Genomic DNA, 16,860 nt, shown 5'->3' on the forward strand with positions numbered 1-16,860 from the left:
ATCCTCACGTCGCGGCGCCGGGCGGTTCGCTACAATGGCCGCTGTCATCCTTTTGCAAACAACCCGCCCTTGGACTTCGAGACTCCTCCCGGCCTGTCGGTCGACGCCGGCAGCCAGGGTCAGACGGTGCGCCTGTTCGGCCAATGGACCGCACTCGCGCTCGCGCGCAACCGCGGTGCGGTCGCGCGCCGCGTCGCGGGCATCGCGTCCGGGCGCGTGAACGAATGGGATCTGTCCGGCATCGAACGGCTCGATCACGTCGGCGGCCAGGCGCTGTGGCGCGTATGGGGCCGCAAGCTGCCGGCCGGCGTCGCGCTGACCGCCACGCAGCGCACGATCTTCGAGCGGATCGAACGCCTCGACAGCCAGCGCGAGGCGCCCGAACGCGTCGTGCGGTTCGATCCCGTCACGCGCCTCGGCCAGGCGATCTTCGCGTTCGGCGAACACCTGCAGGGCGGTATCGCGATGTTCGGCCTCGTGATCCTCGATGCACTGTCGGTGCTGCGCCGCCCGCAGACGATGCCGTGGAAGGAAACCTCGGCGAACATCTACAGCGCCGGCGCGCAGGCGCTGCCGATCACCGCGCTCGTTGCATTCCTGATCGGCATCGTGCTCAGCTACCTGTCCGCACAGCAACTGCAGATGTTCGGCGCGAACCGCTACATCGTGAACATCCTCGGGCTGTCGGTGATCCGCGAGCTCGGGCCGGTGCTGTCGGCGATCCTCGTCGCGGGCCGCTCGGGTTCGGCGATCACCGCGCAGATCGGCGTGATGCGCGTGACCGAGGAACTCGACGCGATGCGCGTGATGGGCATCCCGCACGGGCTGAGGCTGATCCTGCCGCGCGTGCTCGCGCTCGGCGTCGCGATGCCGCTGCTCGTGATGTGGACCAACATCATCGCGCTGACGGGCGGCGCGCTGGCCGCGAAGCTGGTGCTCGGGATCGACGTCAACTATTTCGTGCGCTCGCTGCCGGGCGTCGTGCCGATCGCGAACCTGTACATCGGCGTCGGCAAGGGAGTCGTGTTCGGCATGCTGATCGCGCTGGTCGCCTGTCATTTCGGTTTCCGGATCAAGGCGAATTCGCAGAGCCTCGGCGAAGGGACGACCACGTCGGTCGTCTCGTCGATCACGGTCGTGATCCTCGCCGATGCCGTGTTCGCGATCCTGTTCCAGAACGTGGGGCTCGGATGAACGCGTCGAACGAAACCTCCGCGCATGCCGCGGCAGTCGGCGCCGGATCGGTCGGCGCGCCGCCGGCCGCCGCGCACGGCGACGACCTCGTGATCGAGGTGCGCAACCTGACGAAGCGCTACGGGCGCAACATCATTCACCAGAAGCTCGATTTCGACGTGCGGCGCGGCGAGATCGTGGCGATCGTCGGCGGCTCGGGTTCGGGCAAGACGACGCTCGTGCGGCAGATCCTCGGCCTCGAGCGGCCGACGTCGGGCACGATCAAGGTGTTCGGCGAGGACACGTCGAAGATCGACGACGCGAGCGCGCGGATGATGCGCACGCGCTCGGGGATGCTGTTCCAGCAAGGCGCGCTGTTCTCGTCGATGACGGTGTTCGACAACGTCGCGCAGCCGCTGCGCGAGCTCGGCCGCGTGCCGCCCGACCTGCTGCACGACATCGTGATGCTGAAGCTCGAGATGGTCGGGCTGCCGTGCAAGCACGCGTCGAAGATGCCGGCCGCGCTGTCGGGCGGGATGGTGAAGCGGGTCGGCATCGCGCGCGCGATCGCGCTCGAGCCGGAGCTGCTGTTCCTCGACGAGCCGACCGCCGGCCTCGACCCGCAGGCGTCCGACGAATTCGTCGAGCTGATCGCGACGCTGCACCGCACGCTCGGGCTGACGGTCGTGATGGTGACGCACGATCTCGACACGATGGTCGCGCTGTCGACGCGCGTCGCGGTGCTGGCCGACCGCAAGGTGCTGGTCGCGGCACCTGTCGAGGAAGCCGCGAACGTCGACCATCCGTTCATCCACGAATATTTCCTGGGGCTGCGCGGGCGCCGCGCGCTGCAGGCGCTGCCGCCCGAGCGGCGCGCGAAGCTCCCGAAGGCGGCCCTCGAACCGGCGCCGTCGAGCGTCGAGCTCTAGGGCAACGCAAGAAGCAAGGAACCCGCGAATGGAAAACAAATCACATGCGTTCTGGGCCGGCCTGTTCACGATCGCGCTGACGCTGGCGATCGCGGGCACCGTGTTCTGGTTCAACGTCGACCGGACCGTGCGCGTGCCGTACGACCTGCTCGCGCGCACCAATGTGACGGGCCTGTTTCCCGATGCGGCCGTGCGTTTTCGCGGCCTCGACGTCGGCAAGGTGCAGTCGATCGGCTTCGACCGCGCGCATCCGGGCCAGATCCGGATCCGGATCCTCGTCGACCGCGACGCGCCGATCACGCAGTCGACCTACGGCAGCCTCGGCTTCCAGGGCGTGACGGGCATCGCGTTCGTGCAGCTCGAGGACACGGGCAGCGACCTGGCGCCGCTGCCGTCGTCGCCGAAGGCGATCGCGCAGATCCCGATGCGGCCGAGCCTGTTCGACCAGATCCAGGCGCGCGGCGACGTGCTGCTGCGGCAGCTCGAGCAGGCGGCGAAAAGCGCGAACGCGCTGATGTCGCCGGAGATGCGCGAGCAGTTGCGCGCGACGGCCGAAAGCCTGCAGCACGCGGCGGACGGCGCGGCGACGCTGTCGAAGCAGCTCGCGCCGGCGGTGGCCGCGCTGCCGGAGACGATGCACCAGGTCGATCGCGCGATGGCATCGGCGAACACGCTGCTGCAGCCGAACGGGCCGCTCGTGTCGAACCTGAACAAGGCCGGCTCGGCCGCGGAGCAGGTCGGCGTCGCGCTGAACGACCTGAACGCGCGGGTCCAGTACGACACGCTGCCGCGTTTCAACACGCTGGCCGGCAGCGTCGGCGATGCGTCGCGGCAATTGAAGGACGTCGCCGGTGAACTCGGCCGCAACCCGAGCAGTCTGTTGTTCGGTTCGCCCGGTTCCGCGCCCGGGCCCGGCGAGGCGGGCTTCGTGTGGCCGGGGGCGGGTGCCGCCGCCGGGAAATGACGCGCATCGCCAGCCCGTCGATCGACCGGCCCGGCGCGAGACCGGGCCAAGACGCCATCGAAACCGGAAACCTCATGCAGGAACATGCCATGCCACGAATTCTTGATCGCGCGCTGCGTCCGGCCGCGACCGCGCTCGCGATGCTGACGCTCGTGTCCGCCGCCGGCTGCGTCGGCAACGGCGCGGCGCTGTCGAACGTCCACTACGACCTCGGGCCGGCCGCGTCGGTCGCCACGGCCGGCACGGGCCCCGCGCTGAAGGTGCTCGACGTCGCCGCGCCCGATGCGCTCGACACGGACAAGTTCGTCTACCGCCTCGCGTATGCGGATGCGCAGCGCACGGCCGTCTATCGCGACAGCCGCTGGACCGCGCCGCCCGCGCAACTGCTCACGCAGCGGTTGCGCGGCGCGCTGTCGACGCGCGGCGCGGTGCTCGAAGGCTCCGACGGCGTGCGCGCGCCGACGCTGAAGGTCGACCTGAACGAATTCGAGCAGGTGTTCGACGGGCAGTCGCAGAGCCACGGCGCGGTCACCGCGCGCGCGACGCTGATGCAGGACGGCAAGGTGCTCGGCCAGCGCACGTTCGTCGCGCGCGCGCCGTCGAGCACACCCGACGCGGCCGGCGGCGCGCGTGCGCTCGCGGCCGCGAGCGACGAGCTCGTGTCGCAGATCGCCGCATGGGTCGGCGTGCAGGCGTACGCGGGCAACCCGTGACGCACCGCGCGCAGCCGCGATGAGCACGCCGCGCGCGTCGTCGCTGGCGCGGCAGGCGTTCGCCGCGTATGCGGCGCTCATCGTCTATGCGTCGCTGTATCCGTTCGACGGCTGGGTGTCGCTCGGCATCGGGCCGTTCGACTACCTGTTCGCGCCGATGCAGCGCTATGTGACCGCGTTCGACGTGGTCACCAACGTGCTCGGCTACCTGCCGTTCGGTGCGCTCGGCGTGCTCGCGCTGCACCCGCGCTGGCGCGGCGTGGCCGCGACGTTGATCATGGGCGGCCTCGGCGTGCTGCTGTCGGGGTCGATGGAGGCACTGCAGACCTACCTGCCGACGCGCGTCGCGTCGAATCTCGACCTCGCGGCCAACGCGCTCGGCGCGCTGCTCGGCGCGGCGCTCGCGGCACCGGCCACCGGCGCGCTGCTCGATCGCGGCGCGCTGCGCCGGCTGCGCTTCGCGTGGTTCGAGACCGACGGCGCGACGCCGCTGCTGCTCGCCGGGCTGTGGCCGTTCGCGATCCTGTTTCCGTCGCCGTTCCTGTTCGGCATCGGCGACTGGCCGGCCGCGCTGTGGGAGCGCGCCGACGGGTCGATGCAGGACGCGCTGCTCGCGTGGCTGCCGGCCGCGTGGCGCGTGAGCGAATGGCCCGAGCGCGTCGACGGCTGGCTGTCCGACTCCGCGTGGGAAGCCGCGCTCGGCGCGCTGATGCTGTTCGCCGCGCTGGCGATCGCGTCGCTCGCGATGCGCGCCGGCGCGCCGCGCGTGCGGCTCCTGATCGCGTTCGTCGCCACGACGCTCGCGCTGAAGGCGGCCGCGACCTTCATGCAGTCGACCACCGGCCTCGTCGTCGTGTGGGCGACGCCCGGCGCGCGGCTCGGCATCGAGCTCGGCTTCGCGGCGGCCCTGCTCGCATTGCGCGTGCCGGCCGCATGGCGCGCGCTGCTCGCGGCGCTCGCGCTGCTGGCCGGCGTGGCGCTCGTCAACCTGCTGCCCGTCAACCCGTTCTTCGACTTCACGCTGTCGGGCTGGCGGCAGGGGCGCTACGTGCACTTCAACAGCATCGCGCGCTGGCTCGCGTGGATCTGGCCCTACGCGGCGCTGATCTGGCTCGGCCAGCGCGTCGAGCATGCGTGGCTGCCGGCCGCGCCACGGCGCTGACGCGGCACGCGTGGCAGGGCGGCCGCGCCTCGATCGCGGGCAGCGGCGCGCGCCGCTCGTTATAATCGTCCGCACCTCCGTTGCCGTGTGCAACGGCAATCGCCTCTCTTTTCGCCCGACACCGCGCCGGGCCGCTCGTCACCATCATGGATTCCTACTACCAGCACCACGTCTTCTTCTGCCTGAACCAGCGCGACCCGGGCGCCGAGCGTCCGAGCTGCGCGCAATGCGACGCGCAGACCATGCAGGAATATGCGAAAAAGCGCGTGAAGGAACTCGGCCTCGCGGGGCCCGGCAAGGTCCGCATCAACAAGGCCGGCTGCCTCGACCGCTGCGAGGAAGGGCCCGTGATGGTCGTGTATCCGGAAGGCACGTGGTACACGTACGTCGACCAGGCCGACATCGACGAGATCGTCGAATCGCACCTGCGCGACGGCAAGGTCGTCGAGCGCCTGAAGATCTGAGCGGGCCGGCCGAATGAACGTTCATACGCAGAAGTCGCTGATCGCCGGCCCGGTCGGGCAGATCGAAATCGCGGTCGACCTGCCGGACGCCGTGCGCGAAGGCAGCGCCGCGCCGCGCGGCATCGCGCTCGTCGCGCACCCGCATCCGCTGTTCGGCGGCACGATGGACAACAAGGTCGCGCAAACGCTCGCGCGCACGCTGGTCCAGCTCGACTACGTGGTGTTCCGGTCGAACTTCCGCGGCGTCGGCGCGACCGAGGGCGTGCACGACAACGGCATCGGCGAGGCCGACGACCTGCTTGCCGTGCTTGCGCACATGCGCGCGCAGCCTGCGTATGCGGATCTTCCGCTCGTGCTCGCGGGCTTCTCGTTCGGCACCTTCGTGCTGTCGCATGTCGCGAAGCGGCTGCGCGACGCGGGCGAGACGATCGAGCGGATGGTGTTCGTCGGCACTGCCGCGAGCCGCTGGCAGGTCGCCGACGTGCCGGAGAACACGCTCGTGATCCACGGCGAAACCGACGACACGGTGCCGATCGGATCGGTCTACGACTGGGCGCGGCCGCAGGAGCTGCCGGTCGTCGTGGTCCCCGGCGCGGAGCACTTCTTCCATCGCAAGCTGCACGTGCTGAAGCGCATCATCGTCGACGCGTGGCGTTGATTCGCTGAACCCGGCGCGCGGCGCCGCTGCCGCACGATCGCGAGGTCGCCGCTCGCGCGACATCGCGCCTCATCGTGTCATGGCACGGTCGCACCTGCCCGCTCCCGCGCGGCGCAACCCGACTTGCACAGCGCCTGCGCACGCCTTTCGCGCGGCTTCGAGCGCGATTGTCCGCAGCGAAGCCGCGCTATCCTCTCGAAGCCGGTGTGCGGCCACCCGGGTCACGGTTCGCGAAAACGCCCTGCGCGGCCACGTATAATGGCCGCATTTCGCGTCGCCCGCGGCCCGGCTGGGCCCATGCGGCGCTCGTTTCGCCGCCTGTCCGCCCGCTCGCGTTCGGCCGCGAACCGAACGCGTCCGCACGAGTCCAACCGGCGCGTTTCGCGCCGTCCGACGCAGTCGGACGAACGCCGGAACGCCCGCCGCCTTGCCGTTCAACCCCTGCGCGTTTCGCGCCGCACTTTCTGCCACCAGCCTGAATCGATCATGCGTCTGTCTCCCCAAGGCCTCAAGTCCCTCGCTTCTTCCATCGCCTTCGGCACCGCCGCGCGCAACGTCGCGCTGGGCGTGATGCTGCCCGTCGCGCTCGCGTCGACGATCGTCGTCGCCGAGGCGAAGCCGGCCGCCAAGGCCAAGGCCGCGCATGCCGCGCCGGCTGCCGCCGAGCAGTTCACCGGCGCGCCCGCGACCTTCATGCCGGGCGCGGTGCCGCCGCCGGGCGTGAACGCGCGCTCGTGGGTGCTCGTCGATGCGACGAGCAACACGGTGCTCGCATCGGGCAACGCCGACGAACGCGTCGAGCCCGCGTCGCTGACGAAGCTGATGACGGCCTACCTGGTGTTCGAGGCGCTCGACAAGAAGAAGATCTCGATGGAGCAGATCGTCACGCCGAGCGCCGCCGTGCGCCGCGTCGGCACCGACGAGTCGCGCATGTTCATCGAGGCGGACAAGCCGGTGTCGGTACACGACCTCGTATACGGGATGATCATCCAGTCGGGCAACGACGCCGCGATCGCGCTGGCCGAACTGGTCGGCGGCAGCGAGGGGCAGTTCGTCACGATGATGAACGACGAGGCGGCGCGCCTCGGCATGAAGGGCACGCACTTCGCCGACGTGAACGGCATGCCCGACCCGAACCACTACACGACGGCCGGCGACCTCGCGAAGCTGTCCGCGCACCTGGTCCGCGATTTTCCGCAGTACTACAGCATCTTCTCGGAGAAGGAATTCAAGTACAACAACATCCGCCAGGGCAACCGCAACCGGCTGCTGTGGCTGGATCCGACCGTCGACGGCCTGAAGACCGGCCATACGCAGGCGGCCGGCTACTGCCTGATCGCGTCGGCCAAGCGCGCGATCCCGGGTGTCGACGGCCAGCGCCGTCTCGTGTCGGTGATGATGGGCGAGCAGAAGGAAGGCGAACGCACGCAGGACAGCATGAAGATGCTGAACTACGGCTATAGCGCGTTCGACGCCGTGCGCCTGTTCAAGGGCGGCCAGGCGATGTCGACGCCGCGCGTCTACAAGGGCAAGGAAAACACCGTGCAGGTCGGCGTGAAGGGCGACCAGTGGGTGACCGTGCCGCGCGGCCTGGGCGACAAGGTCAAGCCGGAAGTCGAGGTCAACGCGCCGCTGATCGCGCCGCTCGCGGAAGGCCAGCAGGTCGGTACCGTGAAGCTCGTCGCCGACGGCAAGACGCTGTCGGAATTCCCGGTCGTCGCGCTGCAGGCGGTGCCGGAAGCGGGTATCTTCGGCCGTATCTGGGACTCGATCCTGCTGATGTTCAGCAAGAAGAAGTAAGCGCGACGGGCCTTTGTTTTCACGACTTCATCCCCAACTGGTATAGCCATGAGCCAAGCCGAATTCGAACCGATCGTCTACCTCAGCGTGTCGTCGCAGGAGGAGCTGGTGCCGCTGTCGGAGGCCCGGGTCCCGGTGCTCGACCGCGGGTTCATCTTCGGCGACGGCGTGTATGAAGTCGTCCCCGTGTATGCGCACGACGGCGCGCACGTGCCGTTCCGGATCGAACAGCATCTGGAGCGGCTCGCGCGCAGCCTGAAGAAGATCGGCATCGAGAATCCGCATGACGCGGCCGGCTGGCGCGCGTTGATCGAGCGCATGGTCGCCGCGAATGCGGCGGGCCTCGCTGACGCCAACGCGCTCGTCTACCTGCAGGTGACGCGCGGCGTCGCGAAGCGCGGCCACGCGTTCCCGGCGAATACGGTGCCGACGGTGTTCGCGATGACGAGCCCGCTGCGCCTGCCGTCGGAAGCGGAGCGCGCGCAGGGCGTGCGTTGCGTGACGGCCGAGGATCGCCGCTGGCTGCATTGCGACATCAAGTCGATTTCGCTGCTCGGCAACGTGCTGATGGCGCAGCATGCGGCCGAACGCGACGCGTTCGAGACGATCCAGCTGCGCGACGGCAACGTGACCGAAGGCTCGTCGTCGAACGTGTGGATCGTGAAGAGCGGCGAGTTGGCGGCGCCGCCGCGCAGCAACAAGATCCTCGAAGGAATCCGCTACGCGCTGGTCGAGCAGCTGGCCGACGAATGCGGCATTCCGTTCGTCGCGCGCGAGATCAGCGAAGTCGAGCTGCGCTCGGCGGACGAGATCATGATCACGTCGGCCACGAAGGAAATCCTGCCCGTCACGTCGCTCGACGACCTGCCCGTGCAGGGCGGCAAGCCGGGCCCCGTATTCGCGGCGTTGTACGACGCGTACCAGCGTGCGAAGGCACGCGAGTTTGAACAGTTTGACCTAACCCGGAGAAAATGATGAGCGAACCGACCAAAACCATCGAGGTGACCGGCGCGATCGATACCCGGAAGGAGTCGCTGCTGGAGTTCCCGTGCGATTTCCCGATCAAGATCATGGGCAAGGCGCACCCGGAATTCAAGGACACGATCTTCAAGGTCGTGGCCGTCCACGACAACGAGATCGACGTCGAGAAGATCGAGGAGCGCGCATCGAGCGGCGGTAACTACACCGGCCTCACGATCACCGTGCGCGCGACGAGCCAGCAACAGCTCGACGACATCTACCGCGCGCTGACCGGCCATCCGATGGTCAAGGTCGTACTCTGAGCGCCGTTTTCCATCCTCCTTCCTGCGCGCACTCGGCGGGGGTCTTCCCCGCCGCGCGCCGCGCGTCCAGTTCATCGCACAGCAGCTGGTACGCGGCGACTTCCTGAAGCAGCCAGGTCCTGAACGCCTGCACGCGCGGCGTGTTCAGGAGCGGCGGCGGACACACGAAAAAATAGTGCCACGGGCTCTGCCCGTCGATGTCGAACAGGCGCACGAGGCGCCCGTCCAGCAGGTCGTGTACCGCGAGCGAGCGGCGCACCAGCGCGATGCCCTGGCCGTCGATCGCGGCCAGCAGCAGGTTCGACGAATCCTGGTACAGAATCCCCCGTTTCGGTTCGGTCAGCGTATCGAGCCCCGCCGCGTCGAACCACGGCCGCCACAGCTCGTCGTCCGAGCGCAGCAGGTTGTAGTGCACGAGATCGGCGGGCGTCTGCGGCAGCTTGCCGCCGTTCAGCGTCGGCGAGCACGCCGGAAAGAACACCTCTTCGAACAGCGGCTCGACATGCAGCCCCGGATAGCTGCCGGAGCCGAAGCGGATCGCGAGATCGACGTCGTCGCGCGCGAAATCGGTGAGCGAGTTGGTCGACTGCAGCTCGACGTCGATTTCCGGATGCCGCTCGATGAACGTGCCGATGCGCGGCGTGATGAAGCGCGCGGCGAACGACGACAGCATCGACACCACCAGCCGCCGTCCGCGGTCGCTGGCGCGCACCTCGCGCGTCGCATCGGCGATCACCATCAGCGCGGTGCGGACCTGCTGCGCGTAGCGCATGCCGGCGTCGGTCAGGCACAACCGCTTGCCGTTGCGCGTGAACAGCTGCACGCCGAGCTCCTCCTCGAGCGCGCGAACCTGATGGCTGACCGCGCCGTGCGTGACGTACAGCTCGTCGGCGGCGCGGGAGAAATTCTCGTGACGGGCGGCGGCTTCGAACGCGCGAATCGCGTTCAGCGCAGGCAGCTGGCGGAGGTCCATTTGCTAATTTTCCTCACATCGACGTGAAAATTGGTCGTTTGGTCGGGTGCCTTGAAGTGACTACGATTGTAGCCATCGAAGCATTTATTGGCGGAGTCGATCATGCAAGAAATTTCTTCAAGCATCACGTTCGAAATCCCCGCGGGCGAGACCGTGCCGATGAAGGTGCAACGCAGCACGCGCCTGACGGTGCAATGCGGGCCGGTGTGGGCGACGCGCAGCAACGACGTCGAGGACTACTTCCTGGTCGACGGCGAGACGCTCCGGCTGCGCCGCGGCGAGCGGCTATGGCTCAGCGCGGAAGGCCGGCAGGGCGCGCATGTCGCGTTTTCGGTGTCGCGGCCGGCCGGGGAAGTCGCACGCGGCGTGCTCGCGCGGCTGCGCAACCGCGTGAATGCGTTGCTCCACGACGGCTGGCGCACCGTCTGACGGGTCTTTCCTCCGACGGATACGCCGGATCCGTCCCCTTCCAGGGCCGGCGAGACCCATGGGTTTTCGGTAAACTACCGCCCATGTCCGTCTCGCCGGTTGCCATCGTGTCCACGCCTGTCGCTGTTTCCGAATCGCCCGCCGGCTCTCCGGTTCAGCCTGTCGCGCCGGTCACCGTGCGCTGGCGGGGCAGCGAGGCCTACGAGACGAGCTTCGACGCGATGCGCGCGTTCACCGACACGCGCACGGCCGACACCGGCGACGAGATCTGGGTCGTCGAGCATCCGCCCGTCTACACGCTCGGCCAGGCCGGCGACCCGGCCCACCTGCTGGTGGCCGACAGCGGCGTGCCGCTCGTGAAGGTCGACCGCGGCGGACAAATCACCTACCACGGCCCCGGCCAGATCGTCGTCTACCTGCTGCTGGACCTGCGCCGGCGCAAGCTGATGGTGCGCACGCTCGTGACGAAGATCGAGGAGGCCGTGATCGAAACCCTCGCGGCGTATAATCTCGCTTCGGTCCGCAAGGCGGGCGCGCCGGGAATCTACGTGGCGTCCGGCGTGCACGAAGGCGCGAAGATCGCGGCGCTCGGCCTGAAGATCCGCAACGGCTGCAGCTATCACGGCCTGAGCCTGAACGTGAAGATGGATCTGCGCCCGTTTCTTGCGATCAACCCGTGCGGCTATGCCGGACTGGAAACCGTCGACATGGCGAGCCTCGAGGTTGCCGCCGACTGGAACGACGTCGCCCACACGCTGGTGGGTCGTCTGATTGCCAACCTCGATGGCGAATCCGCGGCCGCCGACAAGCCGCAGGCACTGGAACATTCGAATGACTGACGTTACCGCTTCCCCCGCACCGGCCGATTCGGCCGCGACCCCTGCCTACGATCCGACCGCCAAGCAGAAGGCGCAGGCGAAGACGGCGCGCATCCCGATCAAGGTCATTCCGATCGAGAAGCTGAAGAAGCCCGAGTGGATCCGCGTGAAGGCGGCCACCGGCAGCTCGCGCTTCAACGAGATCAAGACGATCCTGCGCGAGCACAACCTGCATACGGTGTGCGAGGAAGCGAGCTGCCCGAACATCGGCGAATGCTTCGGCAAGGGCACCGCGACGTTCATGATCATGGGTGACAAGTGCACGCGCCGCTGCCCGTTCTGCGACGTTGGCCACGGCCGCCCCGATCCGCTCGACGCGGATGAACCGAAGAACCTCGCGCGCACGATCGCCGCGCTCAAGCTCAAGTACGTGGTGATCACGAGCGTCGACCGCGACGACCTGCGCGACGGCGGCGCGGCCCACTTCGTCGAGTGCATCCGCGAAGTGCGCGAGCAGTCGCCGGACACGCGCATCGAGATCCTGACGCCGGACTTCCGCGGCCGTCTCGATCGCGCGATCTCGATCCTGAACGCCGCACCGCCGGACGTGATGAACCACAACCTCGAAACGGTGCCGCGCCTGTACAAGGAAGCGCGCCCGGGTTCGGACTACGCGCACTCGCTGAAGCTCTTGAAGGACTTCAAGGCGCAGCATCCGGACGTCGCGACGAAGTCGGGGCTGATGGTCGGCCTCGGCGAAACCGAAGAGGAAATCCTGCAGGTGATGCGCGACCTGCGCGCGCACGACGTCGACATGCTGACGATCGGCCAGTATCTGCAGCCGTCGGAGCACCACCTGCCGGTGCGTGCATACGTGCATCCGGATACGTTCAAGATGTACGAGGAAGAAGCGTACAAGATGGGCTTCACGCACGCGGCCGTCGGCGCGATGGTGCGGTCGAGCTATCACGCCGATCTGCAGGCGCATGGGGCAGGGGTGGTTTGATTGTGCACTGAAGCTCGATGAACAAAAAACCCGCTTTGCGGGTTTTTTTATGCTGATCTTCGTCTCGGCATCCTGACGAAGAGAAGCAGTGGCTTCTAGCGCAGGCGCGATTTCGTCAGCGCCTCCATCGCCAGTTGGCATCCGGTCAATCGTCCGTCATTGTGCCTTCGCGCTCCTGCTCGTCATAGCCAAGTACCACGATCTGTCACCGATCATCGTGTTCGGTAGCTCCAGAAACCAAGTCGGGTAAGCACGCTGCCATCACGTCGCATCGGCCAGTGTCGGAAATGGGCTTTCAGACCTCAAGCTTGCGAAACCGGGCGTCGCGCATTCTGATACTCTCAACCCACAGTTCCCAGTCCTCGGTCGAGATATAGGCATCAGTCTCTTTCCTGCCTGCTTCCAGAAAGCTCGTCTGTTCATCCAGGCTCAGGCTTTCCCAGAACGAGTCCCAGACATAGTTCAGCCAGTAGTGAGGATCGCCCTGACTGACATGCAGAACTGGTCCAAACTCATACAACGTGATCCACGGAGGCGGAGGGTGGAAGCCCTGCTCCGAGAGCTCGGCAATCAGCTCAACATCGTTGGAGAGCAAGCGCACGACTCGCTCTGCAAACCTCCATTTGGGGGAGATGACGGTGCTCAGCGACTGCCCGCCGACTTCGCGCACGAAATGAAAATACGCAACCTCGTTCCGGCCTTGTCGCACGAGATTGAGCAAAGCCGGAAACTGATCAGGCTGAACATGATGAGCCAGCCCGAAAGCGTTGATTCCTGCATCGCCTTGATATATCGGCTTGGGATAGGCAGGAACTTGCTGCTTTTCGAGATCGAGCGAACCGGAGCGGAAAATGGTCTGCAATTCACGGATCGACTTTCCAAAGGCATCTTCGAGACTCTTCGCACTTTCCCGCTCCGCCCGCTTCGCTTGCAACTCATCAATCTTGCGCTTGAAGAAAGACACGTCTCCTCCCTCATCATTCATCTGGAATCTGATCGGCAATCGTCGAGCCGCCGAAATAGCCGATGGCGCCAAAGAGGATGCCACCGATGGCGCCGGTTATTACGGCACCAGGCCCGAGTTCAATACCGACCATCGCGCCCGCTGTAGCGCCTATCCTGGCGCCAGCAACGGCGCCGGCCCAACTACCCGCCCATCCCCCGGTCTGGCGAATGACCTCCTTTTCCAGAGGACGAACGGACTTTAGGCGAATGGTTTCATTGGATGCAACCGAGAGGTCATAGCCAGTAAAAGCGAGGCCGACAACTCGCAGGACACGAGCATATTTGACGATGCCGAGGCTGATAGCCAAGCCACGCTGAGAGAACACACCATCACCCGGCACCATTGGCCGGGGCTGAACCAGAACCTCCTTATCCATGGCGCGGACCTTTTGCTTGATATGTTCCGCCCACCGCCTGTCTTATGAGCGGGCCTACGATCTCGCGTCGACTAACGCACGGTGTTCACACGCGGCGATAGCCCGCCCGCGCACGGCAATCATCGCCCGACCGGACGCGCAATCTAATCCAGCATGGAAAGCAAAGCTGAAACATCATCGATAGCTTCGCAGGATAAGTTCGCTCCCGCCGCACGCAAAGCTCGTAAAGTCGGCTCTCCCGCAGCAACGCCCGCATTCGAAGGAGAGCCGCATGTCCCGTTTCAGCTTCACCCGCCGCGCCGTCGTCGCGCTGACCGCCTTTGCCGCGCTCGGCGCGGCGCACGCCGAATCGCGTGAAGTCGTGATCGCGTACCAGGACATGGTCGTGCCGTGGCGCTACGCGCAGGCGAGCGGTGAAGTCGAAAAGGCGACCGGCTACAAGGTCAGGTTCCGCAAGCTCGACAGCGGCGCCGACGTGATCCGCGCGCTCGCGTCGGGCACCGTGCAGCTCGGCGAGGCCGGCTCCAGCCCGATCGCGGCCGGCCTGTCGCAGGGGCTCGACATCTCGCTGTTCTGGGTGCTGGACAACATCAACGACGCGGAGGCGCTCGTCGCGCGCAACGGTTCGGGCGTGACCAGCGTCGCCGCGCTGAAGGGCAGGAAGATCGGCGTGCCGTTCGTGTCGACGTCGCATTTCCATACGCTCGTCGCGCTGCAGGCCGCGGGCGTGAATCCGAACGACGTGAAGATCGTCAACCTGCGTCCGCCCGAGGTCGCGGCCGCGTGGACGCGCGGCGACATCGACGCGACCTACATCTGGGATCCGGTGCTCGCGAAGGTCAAGCAGTCGGGCACCGTGCTGACGACGTCGGGCCAGGTCGCGAAGGCAAGCGGCAAGGCGACCTTCGACGGCTTCGTCGTGAGCCGCAAGTTCGCGCGCGAAAACCCCGGGTTCGTCGCGCGCTTCGTGAAGGTGCTCGCGTCCGCCGATGCCGATTACCGCGCGCATGCAGCCGCGTGGAAGGTCGGCTCGCCGCAGGTCGAGGCGGTCGCGAAGGTGTCGGGCGCGAACGCGCAGGACGTGCCGGCGAGCCTGGCGCTCTACGGGTTCCCGACGCCGGCCGAGCAGGCGTCGCCGACGTGGCTCGGCGGCGGTGCGCAGTCGGGCGCCGCGAAGTCGCTCGCGGCCACCGCCGCGTTCCTGAAATCGCAGGGCACGATCCAGACGGTGCTCGCCGACTACTCGGTCGGTGTCGATCCGCAGTTCGTGCAGAAGGCCGCGCGCTGAGCGCGCCAACCCGGGCAACCCAGGCCACTCATCGCGGAGCCCTCGATCATGAGCACGCTGGAAGTCCGTCAGGTATCGGTCGCCTATCCGGGCGAGCGCGGTCGGCCGACGACGCAGGCACTCGCGCGCGTCGACCTGCGCATCGATTCCGGTGAATTCGTCGTCGCGCTCGGCGCGTCCGGGTGCGGGAAGACGACGCTGCTGAACTGCATGGCCGGCTTCGTCGCGCCGACGACCGGCGACGTGCGCGTCGACGGCGTGCCGGTCACCGGCCCCGGCGCCGATCGCGGCGTCGTGTTCCAGAAGTATGCGTTGCTGCCGTGGCTCGACGTACTCGAGAACGTCGCGCTCGGGCTGCGCTTCGCGCGCGTGTCGAAGGCCGAACGCGAAGCGCGCGCAAGCGAGATGCTCGCGCTCGTCGGCCTCGAGCGCCAGGCGCACGCGCGCGTGTACGAACTGTCGGGCGGGATGCAGCAGCGCGTCGGCATCGCGCGTGCGCTCGCGAGCGATCCGCGCGTGCTGCTGATGGACGAACCGATGGGCGCGCTCGACGCGATGACGCGCGGCACGATGCAGGCGCTCGTGCTCGATGTGTGGGCGCGCACCGGCAAGACGGTGTTCTTCATCACGCACGATGTCGAGGAGGCGCTGTTCCTCGCGACGCGTCTCGTCGTGATGACGCCGGGCCCCGGCCGCATCGCGGAAACGTTCGAGCTCCCGTTCGCGCGGCGCTACGTCGAATCGCGCGATGCGCGCGCGGTGAAGTCGTCGCCGGAATTCATCGCGTGGCGCGAGCGGCTGATCGCGTACCTGCATCGCGACGAGGCGGTCGCGGAGACCGCGTGATGCATGAGTTCGCGCGGCAGGGTGCGTCCGTCGGGCGCGGCCGGATCAGAACTTTGCACAGGCAGGACACCATGAGCACGCAGGATTCGTGGGCGGCCGATCGAGCGGCCGCGGGATTCGACGACGACGATTGCGCGGCGCAACGGCACGATGCATCGCGTCGTCCGGCGCGCGCGTCGCGCCGCTATCGGCTGCCGGGGCAGGGCAGGACAGCGGGGTTAAGCGCGGCGACGGTCGCGGCGCTGGCCGTGCTGTGGTGGGTCGCGACGCACCGGCAGTGGTTGCCGCCGCTGTTCCTGCCCGCGCCGGAAGCGGTGTGGACCGCGTTCGTCGACGCATGGCACGGCCGCATCCAGGGCGGGCTGCCGTTGTCCGAGCATTTGTTGTGGAGCGCCGCGCGCGTGTTCGGCGCGTTCGTGCTCGCCACCACGGTCGGCGTGCCGGCCGGCATCCTGATGGGCGTGAGCCGGATCGCGCGCGGCGTGCTCGATCCGCTGCTGGAGTTCTACCGGCCGCTGCCGCCGCTCGCCTACCTGCCGCTCGTCGTGATCTGGTTCGGCATCGACGAGACGGCGAAGCTGGTCGTGATCTTCCTCGCGTGCTTCGCGCCGATCGCGATGGCCGCACGCGCGGGCGTGCGCGCGGCGACGGTCGAGCAGATCAATGCCGCGTATTCGCTCGGCGGCAGCTTCGCGCAGATCGTGCGCCACGTCGTGCTGCCGGCCGCGCTGCCGGAAATCCTCACCGGCCTGCGGATCGCGATCGGGTTCGGCTGGACGACGCTCGTCGCGGCCGAGATGGTCGCCGCGACGGCCGGGCTCGGGCAGATGGTGCTCAATGCGTCGAGCTTCCTGCGTACCGATATCGTCGTGATGGGCATCCTCATCATCGGCGCGATCGCATGGTTGTTCGATCTCGCGATGCGGTGGATCGAGCGCCGGATCGTGCCGTGGAAGGGGCGCGGGTAACGCG

19 protein-coding genes are annotated in these 16,860 nt (G+C 67.6%); 16 read left to right on the forward strand and 3 right to left on the reverse strand.

Translation table 11 applies throughout. From position 1 onward, the window contains the following. Positions 1-69: 69 nt before the first annotated feature. The 10 genes from DIE06_RS18835 (at position 70) to DIE06_RS18880 (ending at position 9,146) form a co-directional block, all read left to right on the forward strand. Positions 70-1,194: an ABC transporter permease gene (locus DIE06_RS18835; protein ID WP_124662655.1), complete on the forward strand. Its 1,125-nt coding sequence runs from the start codon at positions 70-72 to the stop codon at positions 1,192-1,194. After that, entirely contained in the window at positions 1,191-2,102 is a 912-nt protein-coding gene (locus DIE06_RS18840) for an ABC transporter ATP-binding protein (protein WP_124662656.1), read from the forward strand. Before DIE06_RS18835 ends, DIE06_RS18840 begins: the two co-directional genes overlap by 4 nt. Positions 2,103-2,130: 28 nt before the next feature. Next, positions 2,131-3,066 (forward strand): MlaD family protein, encoded by a 936-nt coding sequence (locus DIE06_RS18845; RefSeq protein WP_124662657.1) that lies wholly within the window; start codon positions 2,131-2,133, stop codon positions 3,064-3,066. 74 nt (positions 3,067-3,140) lie between these two features. Then, positions 3,141-3,779: an ABC-type transport auxiliary lipoprotein family protein gene (locus tag DIE06_RS18850; protein WP_409364507.1), complete on the forward strand. Its 639-nt coding sequence runs from the start codon at positions 3,141-3,143 to the stop codon at positions 3,777-3,779. Between the two features lie 19 nt (positions 3,780-3,798). Continuing rightward, entirely contained in the window at positions 3,799-4,941 is a 1,143-nt protein-coding gene (locus tag DIE06_RS18855) for a VanZ family protein (protein WP_124662659.1), read from the forward strand. A 146-nt stretch (positions 4,942-5,087) separates the two neighbouring features. Next, positions 5,088-5,405 (forward strand): ferredoxin, encoded by a 318-nt coding sequence (locus DIE06_RS18860; protein WP_044846759.1) that lies wholly within the window; start codon positions 5,088-5,090, stop codon positions 5,403-5,405. A 13-nt stretch (positions 5,406-5,418) separates the two neighbouring features. Continuing rightward, positions 5,419-6,063, forward strand: a complete 645-nt coding sequence (locus DIE06_RS18865) for an alpha/beta hydrolase (protein WP_124615080.1) — start codon at positions 5,419-5,421, stop codon at positions 6,061-6,063. 486 nt (positions 6,064-6,549) lie between these two features. Beyond that, complete coding sequence (locus DIE06_RS18870) at positions 6,550-7,863, forward strand: D-alanyl-D-alanine carboxypeptidase family protein (RefSeq protein WP_124662660.1); 1,314 nt, start codon at positions 6,550-6,552, stop codon at positions 7,861-7,863. 48 nt (positions 7,864-7,911) lie between these two features. Further along, entirely contained in the window at positions 7,912-8,838 is a 927-nt protein-coding gene (locus DIE06_RS18875) for a D-amino acid aminotransferase (protein ID WP_124662661.1), read from the forward strand. Continuing rightward, the gene (locus DIE06_RS18880) at positions 8,838-9,146 is read left to right on the forward strand and encodes a YbeD family protein (RefSeq protein WP_057928637.1); all 309 of its coding nucleotides are present in this window, start codon (positions 8,838-8,840) and stop codon (positions 9,144-9,146) included. Before DIE06_RS18875 ends, DIE06_RS18880 begins: the two co-directional genes overlap by 1 nt. On the opposite strand, the gene DIE06_RS18885 is transcribed toward DIE06_RS18880, so the two are convergent. Continuing rightward, entirely contained in the window at positions 9,130-10,119 is a 990-nt protein-coding gene (locus DIE06_RS18885) for a transcriptional regulator GcvA (RefSeq protein ID WP_124662662.1), read from the reverse strand. The two genes, DIE06_RS18880 and DIE06_RS18885, sit on opposite strands and share 17 nt — an antisense overlap. 102 nt (positions 10,120-10,221) lie before the next feature. On the opposite strand from DIE06_RS18885, the gene DIE06_RS18890 reads away from it, so the two are divergent. The 3 genes from DIE06_RS18890 to lipA all read left to right on the forward strand — a co-directional run bounded on the left by DIE06_RS18890 (position 10,222) and on the right by lipA (position 12,372). Continuing rightward, a complete protein-coding gene (locus DIE06_RS18890) occupies positions 10,222-10,548 on the forward strand; it encodes a DUF2917 domain-containing protein (protein ID WP_124615075.1) in 327 nt (108 codons plus the stop codon). An 83-nt stretch (positions 10,549-10,631) separates the two neighbouring features. After that, a complete protein-coding gene (gene lipB, locus DIE06_RS18895) occupies positions 10,632-11,387 on the forward strand; it encodes a lipoyl(octanoyl) transferase LipB (protein WP_057928547.1) in 756 nt (251 codons plus the stop codon). Next, the gene (gene lipA, locus DIE06_RS18900) at positions 11,380-12,372 is read left to right on the forward strand and encodes a lipoyl synthase (protein WP_124662663.1); all 993 of its coding nucleotides are present in this window, start codon (positions 11,380-11,382) and stop codon (positions 12,370-12,372) included. Before lipB ends, lipA begins: the two co-directional genes overlap by 8 nt. Before the next feature lie 295 nt (positions 12,373-12,667). Here lipA and DIE06_RS18905 read toward each other — a convergent pair whose 3' ends face one another. Together DIE06_RS18905 and DIE06_RS18910 are read right to left on the reverse strand one after the other, a co-directional pair. Continuing rightward, positions 12,668-13,336, reverse strand: coding sequence for a hypothetical protein (locus tag DIE06_RS18905; RefSeq protein ID WP_124662664.1), 669 nt, complete (start codon positions 13,334-13,336; stop codon positions 12,668-12,670). Positions 13,337-13,349: 13 nt separating this feature from the next. Then, complete coding sequence (locus tag DIE06_RS18910) at positions 13,350-13,754, reverse strand: hypothetical protein (RefSeq protein ID WP_124662665.1); 405 nt, start codon at positions 13,752-13,754, stop codon at positions 13,350-13,352. 271 nt (positions 13,755-14,025) lie between these two features. On the opposite strand from DIE06_RS18910, the gene tauA reads away from it, so the two are divergent. The 3 genes from tauA to DIE06_RS18925 are packed head-to-tail and all read left to right on the forward strand — an operon-like array spanning position 14,026 to position 16,856. Next, positions 14,026-15,042: a taurine ABC transporter substrate-binding protein gene (tauA, locus tag DIE06_RS18915; RefSeq protein WP_124662666.1), complete on the forward strand. Its 1,017-nt coding sequence runs from the start codon at positions 14,026-14,028 to the stop codon at positions 15,040-15,042. 48 nt (positions 15,043-15,090) lie between these two features. Further along, on the forward strand, positions 15,091-15,888 hold the full coding sequence (locus DIE06_RS18920; RefSeq protein ID WP_124662667.1) for a taurine ABC transporter ATP-binding protein: 798 nt from the start codon (positions 15,091-15,093) through the stop codon (positions 15,886-15,888). After that, entirely contained in the window at positions 15,888-16,856 is a 969-nt protein-coding gene (locus DIE06_RS18925) for an ABC transporter permease subunit (protein WP_124662668.1), read from the forward strand. Before DIE06_RS18920 ends, DIE06_RS18925 begins: the two co-directional genes overlap by 1 nt. Positions 16,857-16,860: the final 4 nt, after the last annotated feature.

Source organism: Burkholderia sp. Bp8998 (genome assembly GCF_003854235.1).
In the GTDB taxonomy this organism is placed as follows: domain Bacteria; phylum Pseudomonadota; class Gammaproteobacteria; order Burkholderiales; family Burkholderiaceae; genus Burkholderia.